This is a genomic window from Propionicimonas sp. (genome assembly GCF_047606205.1).
Taxonomy (GTDB): domain Bacteria; phylum Actinomycetota; class Actinomycetes; order Propionibacteriales; family Propionibacteriaceae; genus Propionicimonas.
The window spans coordinates 1-14,582 of sequence record NZ_JASGES010000084.1 but is presented as its reverse complement, the minus strand read 5'-3'; the positions used below and the strand labels follow the sequence as shown (position 1 = coordinate 14,582).

General features: G+C 67.1%; 10 protein-coding genes. 4 read left to right on the top strand and 6 right to left on the bottom strand.

Annotated elements, in window-relative coordinates:
* Nucleotides 1-124 precede the first annotated feature (124 nt).
* Together QM633_RS05640 and QM633_RS05635 are read right to left on the bottom strand one after the other, a co-directional pair.
* Nucleotides 125-1,480 (bottom strand): sugar transferase, encoded by a 1,356-nt coding sequence (locus QM633_RS05640; protein ID WP_415152755.1) that lies wholly within the window; start codon nt 1,478-1,480, stop codon nt 125-127.
* A 261-nt stretch (nt 1,481-1,741) separates the two neighbouring features.
* Nucleotides 1,742-2,014 (bottom strand): hypothetical protein, encoded by a 273-nt coding sequence (locus tag QM633_RS05635; protein ID WP_415152754.1) that lies wholly within the window; start codon nt 2,012-2,014, stop codon nt 1,742-1,744.
* A gap of 247 nt (nt 2,015-2,261) precedes the next feature.
* Between QM633_RS05635 and QM633_RS05630 the strand changes: the two genes are divergently transcribed.
* From QM633_RS05630 to QM633_RS05620, 3 genes are all read left to right on the top strand, one after another.
* Nucleotides 2,262-3,404 carry a Gfo/Idh/MocA family protein gene (locus tag QM633_RS05630; protein WP_415152753.1) on the top strand — a complete coding sequence of 381 codons (1,143 nt, stop codon included), beginning with the start codon at nt 2,262-2,264 and terminating at the stop codon, nt 3,402-3,404.
* Nucleotides 3,405-3,409: 5 nt separating this feature from the next.
* Nucleotides 3,410-4,276 carry a hypothetical protein gene (locus QM633_RS05625; RefSeq protein ID WP_415152752.1) on the top strand — a complete coding sequence of 289 codons (867 nt, stop codon included), beginning with the start codon at nt 3,410-3,412 and terminating at the stop codon, nt 4,274-4,276.
* A gap of 267 nt (nt 4,277-4,543) precedes the next feature.
* Nucleotides 4,544-6,079: a carbohydrate binding domain-containing protein gene (locus tag QM633_RS05620; protein ID WP_415152751.1), complete on the top strand. Its 1,536-nt coding sequence runs from the start codon at nt 4,544-4,546 to the stop codon at nt 6,077-6,079.
* A gap of 58 nt (nt 6,080-6,137) precedes the next feature.
* On the opposite strand, the gene QM633_RS05615 is transcribed toward QM633_RS05620, so the two are convergent.
* The 4 genes from QM633_RS05615 to QM633_RS05600 all read right to left on the bottom strand — a co-directional run bounded on the left by QM633_RS05615 (nt 6,138) and on the right by QM633_RS05600 (nt 10,043).
* On the bottom strand, nt 6,138-6,755 hold the full coding sequence (locus QM633_RS05615; protein ID WP_415152750.1) for a hypothetical protein: 618 nt from the start codon (nt 6,753-6,755) through the stop codon (nt 6,138-6,140).
* Between the two features lie 74 nt (nt 6,756-6,829).
* On the bottom strand, nt 6,830-7,759 hold the full coding sequence (locus QM633_RS05610) for a glycosyltransferase (RefSeq protein WP_415152749.1): 930 nt from the start codon (nt 7,757-7,759) through the stop codon (nt 6,830-6,832).
* Entirely contained in the window at nt 7,756-9,120 is a 1,365-nt protein-coding gene (locus QM633_RS05605; RefSeq protein WP_415152748.1) for an O-antigen ligase family protein, read from the bottom strand. The genes QM633_RS05610 and QM633_RS05605 overlap by 4 nt, the downstream gene beginning before the upstream one ends.
* A gap of 11 nt (nt 9,121-9,131) precedes the next feature.
* The gene (locus QM633_RS05600) at nt 9,132-10,043 is read right to left on the bottom strand and encodes a glycosyltransferase family 2 protein (protein ID WP_415152747.1); all 912 of its coding nucleotides are present in this window, start codon (nt 10,041-10,043) and stop codon (nt 9,132-9,134) included.
* A 396-nt stretch (nt 10,044-10,439) separates the two neighbouring features.
* On the opposite strand from QM633_RS05600, the gene QM633_RS05595 reads away from it, so the two are divergent.
* On the top strand, nt 10,440-14,582 hold a 4,143-nt coding region (locus tag QM633_RS05595; RefSeq protein WP_415152746.1), incomplete at its 3' end, for a LamG-like jellyroll fold domain-containing protein.

Below are 14,582 nucleotides of genomic sequence, written 5' to 3'. Positions count from 1 at the left end.
GCCGAGCGACGAGAGCTCGGCGCCGGAGGCGTAGCGAATCGCGGGGAACGGGGCGATGCGGGGCATGGGCACACGCTGTCGAACCGGTGGTGCCGGGAGGGGACTGCCGGCACCACCGGAGTGCTCAGTAGGCTCCCGACGAGCCGACGACAGCCTTGGCGGTCTTGGCCAGGATCATCAGGTCCTGGACCATCGACCAGTTGTCGACGTAGTACAGGTCGAGACGGACCGTGTCGTCCCAGGACAGGTTTGACCGTCCGGAGACCTGCCACAGCCCGGTCAGACCCGGACGGACGTCGAGCCGGCGTCGCGTGTCGGAGTCGTACTGAGCCACCTCCGTGGGCAGTGCCGGGCGGGGTCCGACCAGGCTCATGTCTCCGCGGAGGGCGTTCCACAGTTGCGGGAGTTCATCGAGGGAGAACCGGCGGATGAACCGGCCCACCCGCGTGATCCGCGGGTCGTGCGTCATCTTGAACAGAGGGCCGGAGCCTTCGTTCTGGGCCATCAGCGCCGCCAGACGTGCCTCTGCATCGGTGCACATGCTGCGGAACTTGAGGCAGTCGAACTCCTCGCCCTTCAGACCGACCCGGCGCTGACGGAACATCACCGGACCGCCGTCCTCGAGCTTGATCGCGAGCGCAACCAACCCCATCACCGGGGCGATCAGCAGCAGGATCAGGGCGGAGCCGACGACATCCCAGGCCCGCTTGAGCCAGCGGGCTGCCTCGACCGCCTGTGGGCGGTCGACGTCGACCAGCGGCAGCCCGGCGACGGGCCGGACGTCGAGCCGCTGGGCGCTGACGTCGGTCAGGGTCGGCACCATGATCATCTGGATGTCCTTCTCCTCCAGTTCCCAGGCCATCCTGCGGAAGTCCGCGGGAGTGGCGAAGGAACCCTCGGCGAAGATCACGGTGGCGATGTCGTGCTCCTCGATGACCGCGACGGTCTCTGCCGTCGAGCCCAGCACGGGAAGCCCGCCCGGTGTCGACCCGTTGCGATCGCCGGTCACGGCGCCCACCACCCGGTAGCCGAGCCAGGACTCGCGGCGCAGCACCTTGGCGATCGCGTCCACGTGGCCGGCGTCCCCGGCGACCGCGACCGGAGTGAGCAGCGCGCCCCTCCGGTGGATGGCGTGCATGAACTGTCGGCGGGCGAAGCGGGACACGACCAGCGCGGCCGTGCCGACGGAGAACAGGAGCACGAACAGTCCGCGCGGGAACTCGGCCTTCAACAAGTAGCTCGTGATGCCGACGGCGGCGGTCATGGTGAACGACGCCATCACGACCCGCTTGTACTCGGTCGCTCCAGCCCGCTGGTGGCGCAGCTGGTAGCTGCCGAAACCCCACAGCAGGCTCAGCCAGACCAGGACGAGGAGCGGGCCGACGACCAGCATATGGCTGCTGAACTCGTCGGCGAACGGCAGAATCCCCCTGGCGTAGAACGCGAACACGAGCGCCAGGGTCAGCAGAACCCCGTCCATGGCGATCAGGATGGCGTGTTGCACCGCGGGCGTCGCCGCGCGGTGCCTGCGCGTACGAGCCCTGGAGTCCGCGTTGTCTGCGAGTGCGTCAAGGTATGCACTGAAAGTGGTCATGATCCCCCCGGCTCTGACCAGATCCCCTCAGCCAATCCCCCCCGGATCGGCTGGACCGGTGCCTACTCCCCCAAGCGGTCTACCAGTCGGGGAGTAGTTTGCCAGACGGTAACCTGGATTGCCAAGGCAATTCACAGGTTGGACAGATCAGGTCGACGGGGCCCGCGGTCGATCGGGCCGTGCCACCGTCTCGTCCGGCCGCCGGCCCGCGGCTGCGTCCTTCGCCTCGGTGGCCTGTCTGTGGGGGCGCCACCAGGGCTGGTTGGTGCGGTACCAGTCCCTCACGTTGAGGCCGGCGCCGTAGAGCTTGGGGCGGACGCCGTCGAGCACCGTCACGTGGTCGGTGCGCTGCTCGAGCGCGAGGCGCACGACCTTCGTGCCGATGAAGCCGGCCCCGCCGGTGACCAGTAGTCCCGGCACGGTTCGGGATCCTACCGAGCACCTGTGGAGGCGTGCGAGACTACGGCCCATGCGAGGATCATCCTGGCCGGCGGCCCGGCACTCGACTCGACCCGTCCGCCGGATGCCGCGCAACCGGAGAGGTCCGGGCACGGGGCAGACCCGCCCCGCCTGAACGCCACTGGTCTAGCATGAAGCCCCACCGCCCATCTTGGAGTGGTGCCTGTCGCGACAGGGCCGGGAAGTCACATCTGGAAGGCGCGAATCGATGGTAAGAGTGGCCGTTGTCGGCCTCGGCAAGATGGGGATATCGCACCTGTCGATGGTGCGGGCGTTGCCCGGCGTTGAGGTGGTAGGCATCGTCGACACCACCAACTATCTGTTGGGCATTCTCAACAAGTACACCGAGTTGCGCACCTATACCTCGATCGACAGGTTGTTGGCGGCTGAATCGGTGGACGCGGCCATCGTCGCGACGCCTTCGCGGCTCCACTTCCCGATGGTGAAGCAACTCCTCGACGCCGGCATCGACGTGTTCTGCGAGAAGCCGTTCACCCTGGCGAGCAGCGGGGGCGACGAACTCGTCGCGCTGGCGAAGGCGAAGGGGTTGGTGACCCAGGTGGGCTACCACAACCGCTACGTCGGCGCCTTCTGCGAGGTGAAGCGACTGCTCGGGCTCGGCGCCATCGGTGAGGTCACTCACGGTCTGGCCGAGGCGTACGGCCCGGTGGTGCTGAAGCCCCAGGGTGGCACCTGGCGCAGCAAGAGCACCGAGGGCGGGGGCTGCCTCTACGACTATGCGGCCCACCCGCTGAACCTGATCAACTGGTATCTGGGCGAGCCGGAAGGCGTCGGCGGGACCGTCCTGAACAGCGTGTTCTCGGCCGAGATCGATGACGAGGTGTCCTCCACGCTGTACTACCCCGGTGGCCGGACCGTCTCGGTGTCGGTCAACTGGTCGGACGAGTCAGTGCGCAAGATGACCACCCGGATCACGCTGTGGGGAACGGGCGGACGGATCTTCGCCGACCGTCAGGAGGTGCAGGTCTATCTTCGTGATGACACCGCGATCCCCGCCGGATACCAGGCCGGCTGGAACGTCCGCTACACCACCGAGTTGACCGAGCCCGTCGACTTCTATCTGCGCGGCGAGGAGTACACCGCGCAGTTGAGCAGCTTCATCGAGCGCGTCCAGCAGAGAGACCTGGCAGGGGTGAACTCGTTCGAGACCGCGGTCGTGACCGATCGGCTGATCGAGCGAATGGTGCAGGACTCCCGACAGGGCCCCAGGGTTCGGATCAGCGACGCGGTGGTCGCCGAGCCGGTGCGGCGCACGCCGCTGCAGAAGGTTCGGGACGCGGTCGGCTCGGGCATCAAGCGGGTTCGGGCCATGCTGCCCGGCCGGAAGTGAGGTCGATGATGGACAAGCTGATCTTCGGGGACAACCAGTTCTTCGGGGTCAACCACATGTCGGAGGAGAAGGCGCGTCAGCAACAGATGCGCTTCCAGCGCACCGATGCCGTGATCGACGTGCTGAAGGACGCCTATGACGTCGGTGTGACCACCTTCATGTGCACCACACACGACCGGATCGGAGAGGTGGCGGAGTATTTCCGCGAGCACAGGGCTCAGTACCCCGATTTCACCTTCTTTCCTGGAATGCCCTACGCCCACAAGTACGCGAACGCGATCACCACGGACGGCATGACCGGTGCGCTGAAGCGCTTCCTGCCACAGGAAGGAATCATCGACGCCGCTGTCCGCGGCACCAGCTCTCTGGTCGGCAAGGATGTCGAAGGCTTGGTCACCCTGCTGATCGACGCCGAGATGCGGATGTTCGACGGGCTGCCCACGCCGGTGATCTGGCTGCAGAACGTGGTCACCGACCTGCTGCTGGGCCTCGGCTTCAACGAGGCCTTCCGGATCTTCGCCGACCATGTTCGCAGCCGGTACAACGCCGAGCCGGGCTTCATCACCATGAACCTGCCGATGCTGGCCCAGGTGCTGGACCGCCAGGGGATCGAATCACCGCTGATCTGCGCGAACATCAACAAGATCGGGTTCCGGATGTCCGGCGGCATGGAGGCCTACCACCGGGCGCTGGAGTCGCACGACTTCCGTCCCGTGGCGATGTCGGTGTACGCCTCCGGGGCGATTCCTGCAGACGAGGCCATCCAGTGGGTGTGCGAGCAACCGAACCTGGAGGCGATCGTGTTCGGGGCGTCCTCGCGGCGCAACATCGCGAGCACCAAGGAGCTGGTCGACCGCTACTGGAGGACGTAGGGCCGGGAGCGGTCCGGCGTCGGCCGTTCCGAGCGGCTGCGGCGGTGCCGGGGATCGGTGCCCCTGACGGCCGGGGTTGAACCAAGCCACGCCTGTGCCTTAGGATTTTCTCAGGAATCTTAGGTGTGTCACAGGCTGGGTGTGCTCGGCGTGGCTCACTGAACCCCCCTAGCAGGTCGCCCCCCGCGACCTTGGAAGGCCCCCATGCGCTTCATCCATACCCCCTCCCGTTGGGTACGCGCCAGACGGCGACTTGTCCTCGTTCTGGTGGCCGGGCTTCTGGCCACCGTCGGTGCCGTCGCCGTACCGGTCGGTAACGCCTCCGCGGCCGCGGTTCAGCGAATCGTCAACGGCAACTTCGACAAAGGCAAGGCCGGCTGGACCACCAAGAGTTCCCGGCACGTGCTCAAGGTCACCCACACCGGCCGCAACGGCAGCCTCGGGGCACAGATCAAGCCCAAGAACACCTCCACGGTGGTGTTCAAGAACGCGCGAAGCACGATCGCCTCGACCAAGGCCGGGACGAGCTACGCGGTCGCGCTGTACGCGCGCTCGAGCCGGCCTGGGGTCACCGTCAAGGCTCGCATCGTGGAGCGCAACAAGGCCGGCAACAGCACCTACAAGTCCTCGCAGAAACTCCGGGACACCAAGTGGCAGAAGGTCACGGTGAACTTCAGCGCGAAGCGCAGCGGCTCGACCCTCAGCATCGAGGTGCGGTTCTACCACACCAAGAAGAACCAGATGCTCTATGTCGACGATGTCTCCTTCATCGAGTTGGCGTCGAACAGCGTCGCCGAGGTGCCGACCGCGTCGCCGTCGGCCAGCGCCGCGCCCAGCGCCACCGTGACCTCCTCGCCCAGCGCCTCGCCGACCACTCCGAGCGCGACCGCCACCTCGGCGAGGCCCACGGCCACCTCGGCCAGCCCCACCGCCACCTCGGCCAGCCCCACCGCCACGATCACGTCGAACGGGTGCACCCGGCCCGCGTTGCCCAAGGGCACCCAGTTCGGATCCAGCGTCTCGATGAGCAGCACGATCTGGCTGGAGGACGCCCTCGCCGATCGGGACTCCCGGTTCGGCAAGATCGCGGCCGTGCGGATCTGGGATGAGCCCATGCCGTTCTCGTGGACCGCGGACCGGCTGCGGTCGCTGGCTGGCCGGACGCTGATCATGTCCTTCCGGCCCGCACCGGCAGACGTCCTGAGCGGCAAGGACGACGCCGCACTGCGGAAGTGGTTCGAGGAGGCGCCGGCCTCGGCGACCATCTACTGGAGCTACTACCACGAGCCCGAGACCCCGATCACCGAGAAGAAGCTGTTCAGCGCCGACCTGTACAAGAAGGCGTGGAAGCACATCAAGGCGATCGCCGACTCGGTGTGCCGTCAGAACATGTACTCGACCCTGGTGTTGATGAACTACACGGTCAACTCCAGCCGGGACTGGAAGACCTACTACCCCGGCGACGACGTGATCGACGTACTGTCCTTCGACCCGTACAACGGCGTCTACGACGTGAATCGGGACTACTACGAGTCGCCGTCCAGCATGCTCGGCAACATCGTGAAGGTGTCGAAGGAGTCGGGCAAGCCCTGGGGGCTGGCCGAGCTCGGGTCGCGCAAGATCCCCAGTGACAGCACCGGCAGCAAGCGGGCGGCCTGGCTCACCGACATCGCCAACTACACCCGCTCCAACGGCGCGCTGTTCGTCTCGTACTTCCAGTCCACCAGGGATGGCGAGTGGCGACTGCTCGACCAGCCGTCCATGGACGCCTGGCGAGCCGCGGTCAACAGTTCACCTCGCTGACCAGCTGAGGGCAGGCCCGGCTCCGAATCTCGGGGCCGGGCCTGCCCTCAGCTCGGGACTAGCAGGTCGTCTTGGCCGGGAATGTGCGTTTCGCGACGAGCCACTTGCCGTCGATCTCGTGCAGGACAAGGGTCGAGGGCACGCGCTGCTGGGCGGTGCGGTCCTTCACCGACGTGCCGTCGGGCGCCACGAGGTCGACGTCGGTGTAGTCCAGGCAGAGGCGCACGGTGACCCGCGGCGGCTTGGCGGACAGCTTCTTCTTGGTCACCGTCGACGTCACCACCTTCGGGGAGCCGACCTGCCGGATGCCGTCCTCGGCCATTTCCTGAGCGTTGACCTGCAGGTCCTGGAGCGCTGACCCGACTGCGATCGAGCTGAAGTCGACCGATGTGGTCGGGTCGGTGCGAGACGCCGCCTCGGCCGCGACGAACGGATCGCTGAACTCGCTGCCGTCGCCCCCCACGGATCCCGGGGCCGCTGTGGCAGGGGGCGCCGGCGCCGAGACCGTCGGCTTAGGGGTGTCCTCGGCCTCTGGAGTGGGAGTGATCGGCGCGGACGCGTCCGGACTGCCGGTGCCCCCCAGCAGTGAAACCGTCGTCCACGCCGCGACCGCGGCGACGACGACCAACACGATCACAATCACCAGTCGGGCGCGCTTCGCCTGTGGACGGTCCATGGTTCCCCCCTCCGCCTCTGCCAGCGATTATGGCAGAGGGGCCCAACCCCAACCAGACTCGGAGAGTGGCCGGATCACGCCCGGAACTCGGGCCGTCGCCGGGCCGCGAGGCCTGCGGCCCGGCTGAGGTGCTCGGCCGTGAGCTCGTCCGGATCGACCGTGATCGCCAGTCCACGATCGGCGAGCACGGCTGCGATCTCCGTCTGGTGGTCGTCGACCATCTCCTTGTGGTGCTGTCGACGAGGGAGGATCACAGGGACCTTGCCCTCGTCGAGTGCGACCAGAACCGAACCCACCCCGGCGTGCATCACCACCAGGTCGGACGCGCTGATCGCGGCCCGCAGTTCCTCGGCCGGCAGCCACTGGCGCAGCGGCTGGCCGTCTCGCGAGAACGACGTCGTACCCACCTGCCAGGTGATGGCAGCTTCGGGCAGCAGGCTGATCACCCGCTCGATCGCGCGGGGGAACGGCCACAGTTCGGAGCCCAGGCTCACGGTCACCCGGTTCAGCGGCGCGGGAGCACCCCCCGGACGCGGGTATGCCTCGAAGGCATCGAACACCGAAGGCACGAGGGTCCACGCGTCGTCCCAGCCCGCATTCTGCGTGTAGAGCTTCGCGCGGGTGAAGCGCTGGGCGAACTTTCCGGTCGAGGACGGACCGGCCACGCGCGTGGCACTGTCGATGAACCAGGTCTCGCACCGGGCCAGGGTCGCGGCGAGAATGTGGGGTGCGGCAAAGAGAGCGCCTGTGGTCACGACCAGATCCGGCTTCACCTGGCGCTGGATCTGAATCGCCTTCGGCAGCGCTCGAATCGCCTTGAACGCCTCTCCCGAGCCGACCCTGGGAATCCAGACGACGTTCTGATCTCGAAGCAGCGACTCGGTCTGAGGTGTGGGGCTGGTGACCCAGACCGCGTCGTCGGTGTCGATCCCCAGGCGGTCCACATGGATCATCAGCTCGTCCAGGTGCCCTCCAGCGGATGCCACCAGCATCGTACGCGTCATGATCGGCCAACTCCTTTTTCGATGGACGGCTCGAGGCCGGAGAGGTGCCCGAACGGGTCGTCGGCGTCGGGGTGGGTCGAACGCAGCACCAGCGCGGCCGCAATCATTATCACCGGGAGCGCGTGCGGCACCGACCCGTAGTAGAAGAAGCCCACGAGCGCCACCAGAAGCACGGTATTGGCGGCCAGGCCCACCGCGTCGTGCCAATGGAATGAGCGCATGAAGGCGAGTGCGAACCAGGCGAGGAAGAGAACAACGGCGCCGACCCCGTGGGACACGAGGACGATCCAGAACTCGCCCTGGGTGCCGACCGGGTCCACAGCACCGTCGGCCATGAACGTGCGACCGTAGCCGAAGAGTACGGAATCCTTGATCGCGTCCAGCGACTGCAGGTAGAGCCACGCCCGGTCGACCAGGCTGGTCGCTTCGCTGCGGGTCTGGAGCCGGTCCTGGATCGGCAGCAACTGGAAGACGATGAGTCCGACGACCGAGGTGGCCGCGATGGCGAGGAGCCCACGGATGTCGCGCCGTGCCGCCAGCCGGAGTGCCACGTACAGCGCGGCGATCCCGACGGCCAGGAACATGCCGCGATTCGTCGTGTAGAGGGCTGGCACGAAAGACACCGGAATCGCCAGGAGAAGCAGCCAGAACCGTCGAGAGTTGTCCCTGCGGATCTGCGCGAGATAGGCGATCACCATCGGGAGCAACAGGGAGTAGGCGTTTCCCCACTGGTTGGTGTAGATGAACGGTGCGCTCGGGCGCGGATCCAGTTTGAAGTAGGAGTCAGGGTTGTACTGGTTGAGCGGTCGCACCACCATGAGGTGGACCCAGTCGTTGCTGAGCAGCGAATCCGGGACGAGGTAGCTCATCGGCGTTCGAAACACGCCGGTCGGGAAGGCCATCGCGATGTATCCCCCGACAACGATGAGCAGCCACCACCAGGTCAGCATGCCGGTGACGGTCCGGTCGTTGAGCGACTTCCGCGCATTGAACGTGTAGAGGAAGATCACCGTGTAGGCCAGGAGGTTCGCGAACCGGTAGCCGAACCCGACGAACTGGATGGCGGCAGTCAGGCCGATCACCGAGCAGCCGACCCACACCAGGAACAGGAGCCAGACGCCGAATCGCGGGGGAGTGAAGATGGCTCGCCGTTGAATCAGGTAGACGGCCATGATGCAGGCGATCGGGATATAGATGAAGTCGACGATGCCGAGAAACCACCACACCGGGAAACCGAAGTAGACGGCGGCGAGCGGCCAGGCCGGAAGCTCTGTCCGCTGAGAGGATGCCGGCTGCGAATGCACCGTCTGCAGGCCGGGCTCACGCCCCGTCTGCATGGTCATCGTGTCCGTGGCACTCATCACGCAACGGCCTAGATGCCCTTGCCGAGGCGCTGCACCGTCCCGACGACCCACTTGGTGGACAGGAGATGGAGGGAGATGCCGAGGGCGAGCCACGCCTTGATCTGCGTCGGGTTCCTTGACAACGAGGTGCGAACCCACTGCCGGGCGGTGCGACGGTCGCCGTTCGCTGCCCTCGCGAAGGCGATCTGTCCCGCGATCCGCGCGTACGCCTTGCGGTCGTTCTTGAAGCCCGCGTGAGTGTTCAGCAGGTACTCCAGTCCCTCGGCGTAGGCGCCCCACTTCCCGAAGAAGTACGAGTTCTGGCTCCAGGTGACCGACACCAGAGGCTCGTTGATGACGTCGATCCGGCCCAGTCCGGAAGTGCGCAGCAGCAGGTCGTAGTCCTCGCCGTAGCTGCCCGGCAGGTTTTCGTCGACAAGTCCAAGGTCGCCGAGCAGGGCATCCCTGCGGAAGACGAAAGTACTGGAGTGCAGCCCCGCGATCCGGTCCCGCAGGAGGACGGCGTGCGTGACTTCGGGGACCGGAATGAGACGTTCGTGGCGATGCTCGCCGTCGTCGAGCACCATCGCCGAACCGACGAGCAGCGTGTCGGGTGCGAACGCCGGCATCTGTCTGGCGAGCTTGCCGGGGAACCACCAGTCGTCGTCGTCGAGGAAGGCGACATACTCGTTGGCCGCGGCCAGGATCCCGCTGTTGCGCGCGCCGGCAAGCCCGCGGCTACGGTTGTTCACGATGGTCTTCAGAGAACGTCCCGGTGGGACCTCTACCTCGGGCCGGTACGGCTCCTCCGCGTCGAAGACGACGATGACCTCGATGTCGCCGTCGTAGTTCTGGGTCAGGACGCTTTCCAGCGCGCGCCGCATCTGGTCGGGTCGATTGTGTGTCGGGATGACCGCGGTGACCGCAGGAAGTCGAGTCATGCCGCTCCTTTTGCGTCCGCCGGTTGGGGGCTAAAGACTAGCGTGCCGGCAGCGACGGCGGGGGTCCGACAGCGGCAGGGCCGAGGTCGTGCGTAGTTACACCCAGACAGGTCTGGGCGTAACTGGTTGACGCGGCGGCGTCCCGTCGAGGATCATGGAGCGTCGGGCTCAGCGTGCTGATTCCCCGATGTGGGCCTGCAAATGGGGGTAGGGCCCGGCCGAACTCTGGGGGGAGTCGTGGTGTCCAATTGGCACCGCCGCGTTCGCGGCCTATTCGGAATCATCACAGCACTGGCTACTGCGGCGACGGCGTTTGCTCTTGGAGCTCCCGCTGCGTCCGCGGAGGATCTGACCGGTGACGCGGCTGCTGCGGCAGCGGCGTCGGACACTCCGTGGGTGGATCCCGCGAAGTACAGCGGTCTGACCTCGGACACCGCGGCAGCGTCCTGCTGGGAGATCAAGCAACTCAATCCGACCGCGCCGACCGGGTCGTACTGGCTGCTCACGCCGGCCATGTCGGCACCCGCGCAGTTCTGGTGTGACCAGGACACCGACGGCGGCGGCTGGGTCAAGGTCGGCCAGGGACGGCAGAACTGGGAGTACGAGACCAAGGGCCGAGGCAGCGCGTCGTCGCTGTTGGTCGACCTGCCGGCCGCCGACTCCGGCACCGTTCAGCTGCCGACGAGCGTGGTCGACGGCCTGCTGAACTCGGCGTCGGTCAGCACCCTCGACGACGGCATCCGGGTGCGCCGGGCACTGGACACCGCAGGCACGACCTGGCAGGAGGTGCGGTTCAAGCCCACCAAGTCGGCGGGCTTCTACTGGACGATGGGCGCGCTGTGGCCGCTCACGAGCTGGTCGATCGGCAGCACGTCGGGCACGTCCGGCACCACCTCGTCCTTCGGCACCGGGAGCAGCACGTCGGTGGTCGACACCACCAACTCCTCCTCGGCCCAGAACTACACGTGGAGCTTCTCCTACGGCTCCGGTGTCGCCGGGTCGTCGGCCGCCAGCAGCTACCTGTGGTCGGCCACCAACAACGCCGGCTCGGCTCGACCGTTCAGCTTCGTCTACGTCCGCCCGAAGCTGATGAGCGCCAACATGACCTACTCGAGGATCGCCAACTCGGGAACGCCGAAGTCCGAGCAGGCCAGCGTTCCGGACGCGAACGCGATGGTCAACCCGTGGGGTGTCACCGGCATGGCCGGCGTGTACTCGCGCGAGGGTGATGTCGAGGTGCAGGACATGGTGGCGATCGGCAACACCATGTACGTCGGCGGCGCCTTCAAGTATGTCCAGCGCGACTCCTCAGGGACCGGGCAGGTGCAGCAGTCCTTCCTGGCCGCCTTCAACGCGACCACCGGCGAGTTCATCTCGACTTTCAAGCCCGTGCTGAACGAGCAGGTCCTGGCCGTCTCGCCCACCGGCGACGGCCGGCTCGCGATCGGCGGCAAGTTCACCACGGTCGGCGGCCAGGCCGCTGCCGGCTTCGCGATCATCGACGCCACGACTGGCGCGCTGTCCGGGCCGCAGCCGACGCTCAGCAACTCGGCCTCGCCCGGGTCGGTCCGGGTCGAGGTGATCAAGTACTCCGGGGGCGATCTCTTCATCGGTGGCTCCTTCACGCACACCACCGGCCCGACCGGAGCCACGCGTTACACGCGCAACGCCTCCCGGATCAACGCCGCCACGGCGATGCCGGTGGTCGGCTGGGCCCCCGAGTTCAACGGCTCGGTCAACGACCTCGATCTGACCTCCGACGGTTCCAAGGCGTTCTACGCGGGCTTCTTCACCCAGACCGGCACGGTGACGACGAACCGCGCCGCGGCGCTGCCGACCTCCGGATCGCCGACGCCCTACGACTGGACGCCGACCTGGTCGTCGACCAACGACTACCAGCGCACGATTGAGACCAAGGGCAACCGGGTCTACGTCGGGGGCTCGGAACACTCGATGTTCTCCTACGACATCAACACCTTCCAGCGTCTGTCGACCCACATCACGAACCCGAAGGGCGACTTCCAGACCCTGCTGGCCGCCGGCGACTTCCTCTACGGCGGATCGCACTCCAACTGGTTCATCTACCAGGACGCCACCAACTGGCCCTCGGTGGGTAGCGCGTGGACGCGGGCCGACGGGGTGTCGTGGATCACGGCGTGGAAGCTCGGCAGCGACGGCAAGCCTGTCTCGGTGCCCTCCTTCACCCCGGCGATCACCTCCCGCACCGGTGAGGCCGGCTGGGCGACCGCGGTCGCCCCGGACGGCACGATCTGGGCCGGCGGTGACTTCACGACCGCGCGCCTCACCACCGGTGCGGGCGGGTGGACCGGCGCGTTCGTCCGGTTCGGGTTCACCGACGGAACCGCGCCGAACACGCCGACCAACTTCCGCTCGACCGCGACGACCTCCTCCACGGTCACGCTGGCCTGGAGTGCTCCTTCCGGCGGCATCGGCAGCGGTGGCAGTTACCAGATCCTGCGGGACAACCGGGTGATCGCCTCGACCACGTCGACCAGCATCACCGTTCCGCTGGACGGCGAGCGCCGGTACTTCGTCCGGGCCGCTGACAAGGCGGGCAATCTCAGTGCGAGCACCTCGGTGGTCACCGTGGCCGGCGGCAACCCCGCTCCGGTGGCGACCATCCAGCACACGGTCAGCGGGCTCGACGTCGCCTTCGATGCCAGCCAGTCGACCGACGACGGCTCGATCAGCGCCTACTACTGGTCCTTCGGTGACGGCACCACCTCGACCGATCCGGTGGTCACCCACCACTACCCGACCGGCGGCAGCTACCAAGTTCAACTCACCGTCGTGGACAACCTCGGCGCCTGGACTACCACCGTGGTCTCGCTCGATCTCACCCAGCCTGTTCCGTCGGATCCGTACGGCGCTGCCGTGTACGGAGACCAGCCGTGGGCCTACTGGCGGCTCGACGAGACCAGCGGCACGACCGCTGCGGACGCGTCGGCGACGGGGCAGCACCCGGCCGCGTACCAGCAGGGCGTGACCCAGGGCGTGGACGGGATCATCCCGGCGAACGGGGCTTCCCGCTTCGACGGCGTCGATGACGTCGTCGTGTCGACCACGCCGATCTCCGGTCCCACCACGTACTCCGAGGAGGCGTGGTTCCGCACCACCACGACCCGGGGCGGCAAGATCATCGGCTTCGGCGGCTCGGCATCGGGGTTGTCGAGTTCCTACGACCGGCACGTCTACATGCAGGACGACGGTCGCCTGGTGTTCGGTGTCTACGTGGGTGGCGAGTACACGATCACCACGGACAAGGCACTCAACGACGGTCTGTGGCACCACGTGGTGGCGACGCAGTCCAGCGACGGCATGAAGCTCTACGTGGACGGTTCGCTGACGGGAACCAATGCGCAGACCAGCGCCGAAGCCTCGACCGGCTACTGGCGGGTCGGCGGTGACCGTACCTGGGGTTCGACTTCGTCGTACTTCGCCGGTGACATCGACGACGCGGCGATCTACACCACGGCGCTCACCGCAACGCAGGTCCAGGCGCACTACGCCAAGGGCTGGCACCTGGTCGCACCGAGCACGAACGATCCCTACGCGCGCAGCGTCCTGTCCGATTCGCCGTCGGTCTACTGGCGGCTCGACAACTCCCAGCTGGGCACGGTTCCGGACGCGTCGGGCAACGGGCAGAACGGCGTGGTCGCCAGCAGCCCGGTCCAGACCACGAACAGCGCGGTGGCGGACGGCATCGGTTCGATGACGTTCGACGGAACCGACGACGGGGTGGGAGCGACCACCAGCGTGGCCGGCCCCACGTCGTACGCCTCGGAGATCTGGTTCCGCACGACAACCGGTCGGGGCGGGAAGCTGATGGGCTTCGGCAACAACCGCAGCGGGCTGTCGAACAACTACGACCGGCACGTCTACATGCTCGACGACGGCCGGATCGTCGCTGGAGTCTGGACAGGGAGCGCGACCACGGTCACCTCGACGGCCAGCTACAACGACGGCAGGTGGCACTACGTGGTGGCGCAACTCGACGGCAGCACGCTGAGTCTGTACGTGGACAGCGTTCTGATCGGGAGCGCGACCCTGCCCGCCGCCATCCAGGCCTACAACGGGTACTGGCGGATCGGCGGGGACACCCGGTGGGCCGGGTCGTCGGACTACTTCGCCGGCGACCTCGACGAGTTCGCGGTCTACCCTGGCCCGCTCGCGCTGAGCCAGATCCAGACCCACTACGCCACCGGAACCGCAGCTGCCAACCAGCTGCCGACCGCGTCGTTCACACCGACGGTCGACCATCTGGCGGTGAGCGTCGACGGCAGCGCGTCCAGTGATCCGGACGGCACCGTTGCCTCGTACAAGTGGGACTTCGGTGACGGGTCGGCCGTGGTGGAGGGGACGTCCGCGACGGCGACGCACACCTACACCGCTGCGGGTGCCTACACGGTCACGCTGACGGTGACGGACAACCGCGGCGGCACCGCGACCACGACCCAGTCGGTGACCGCGGTCGAGCCGGACAACCAGTTGCCGACGGCGTCGTTCACACCGACGGTC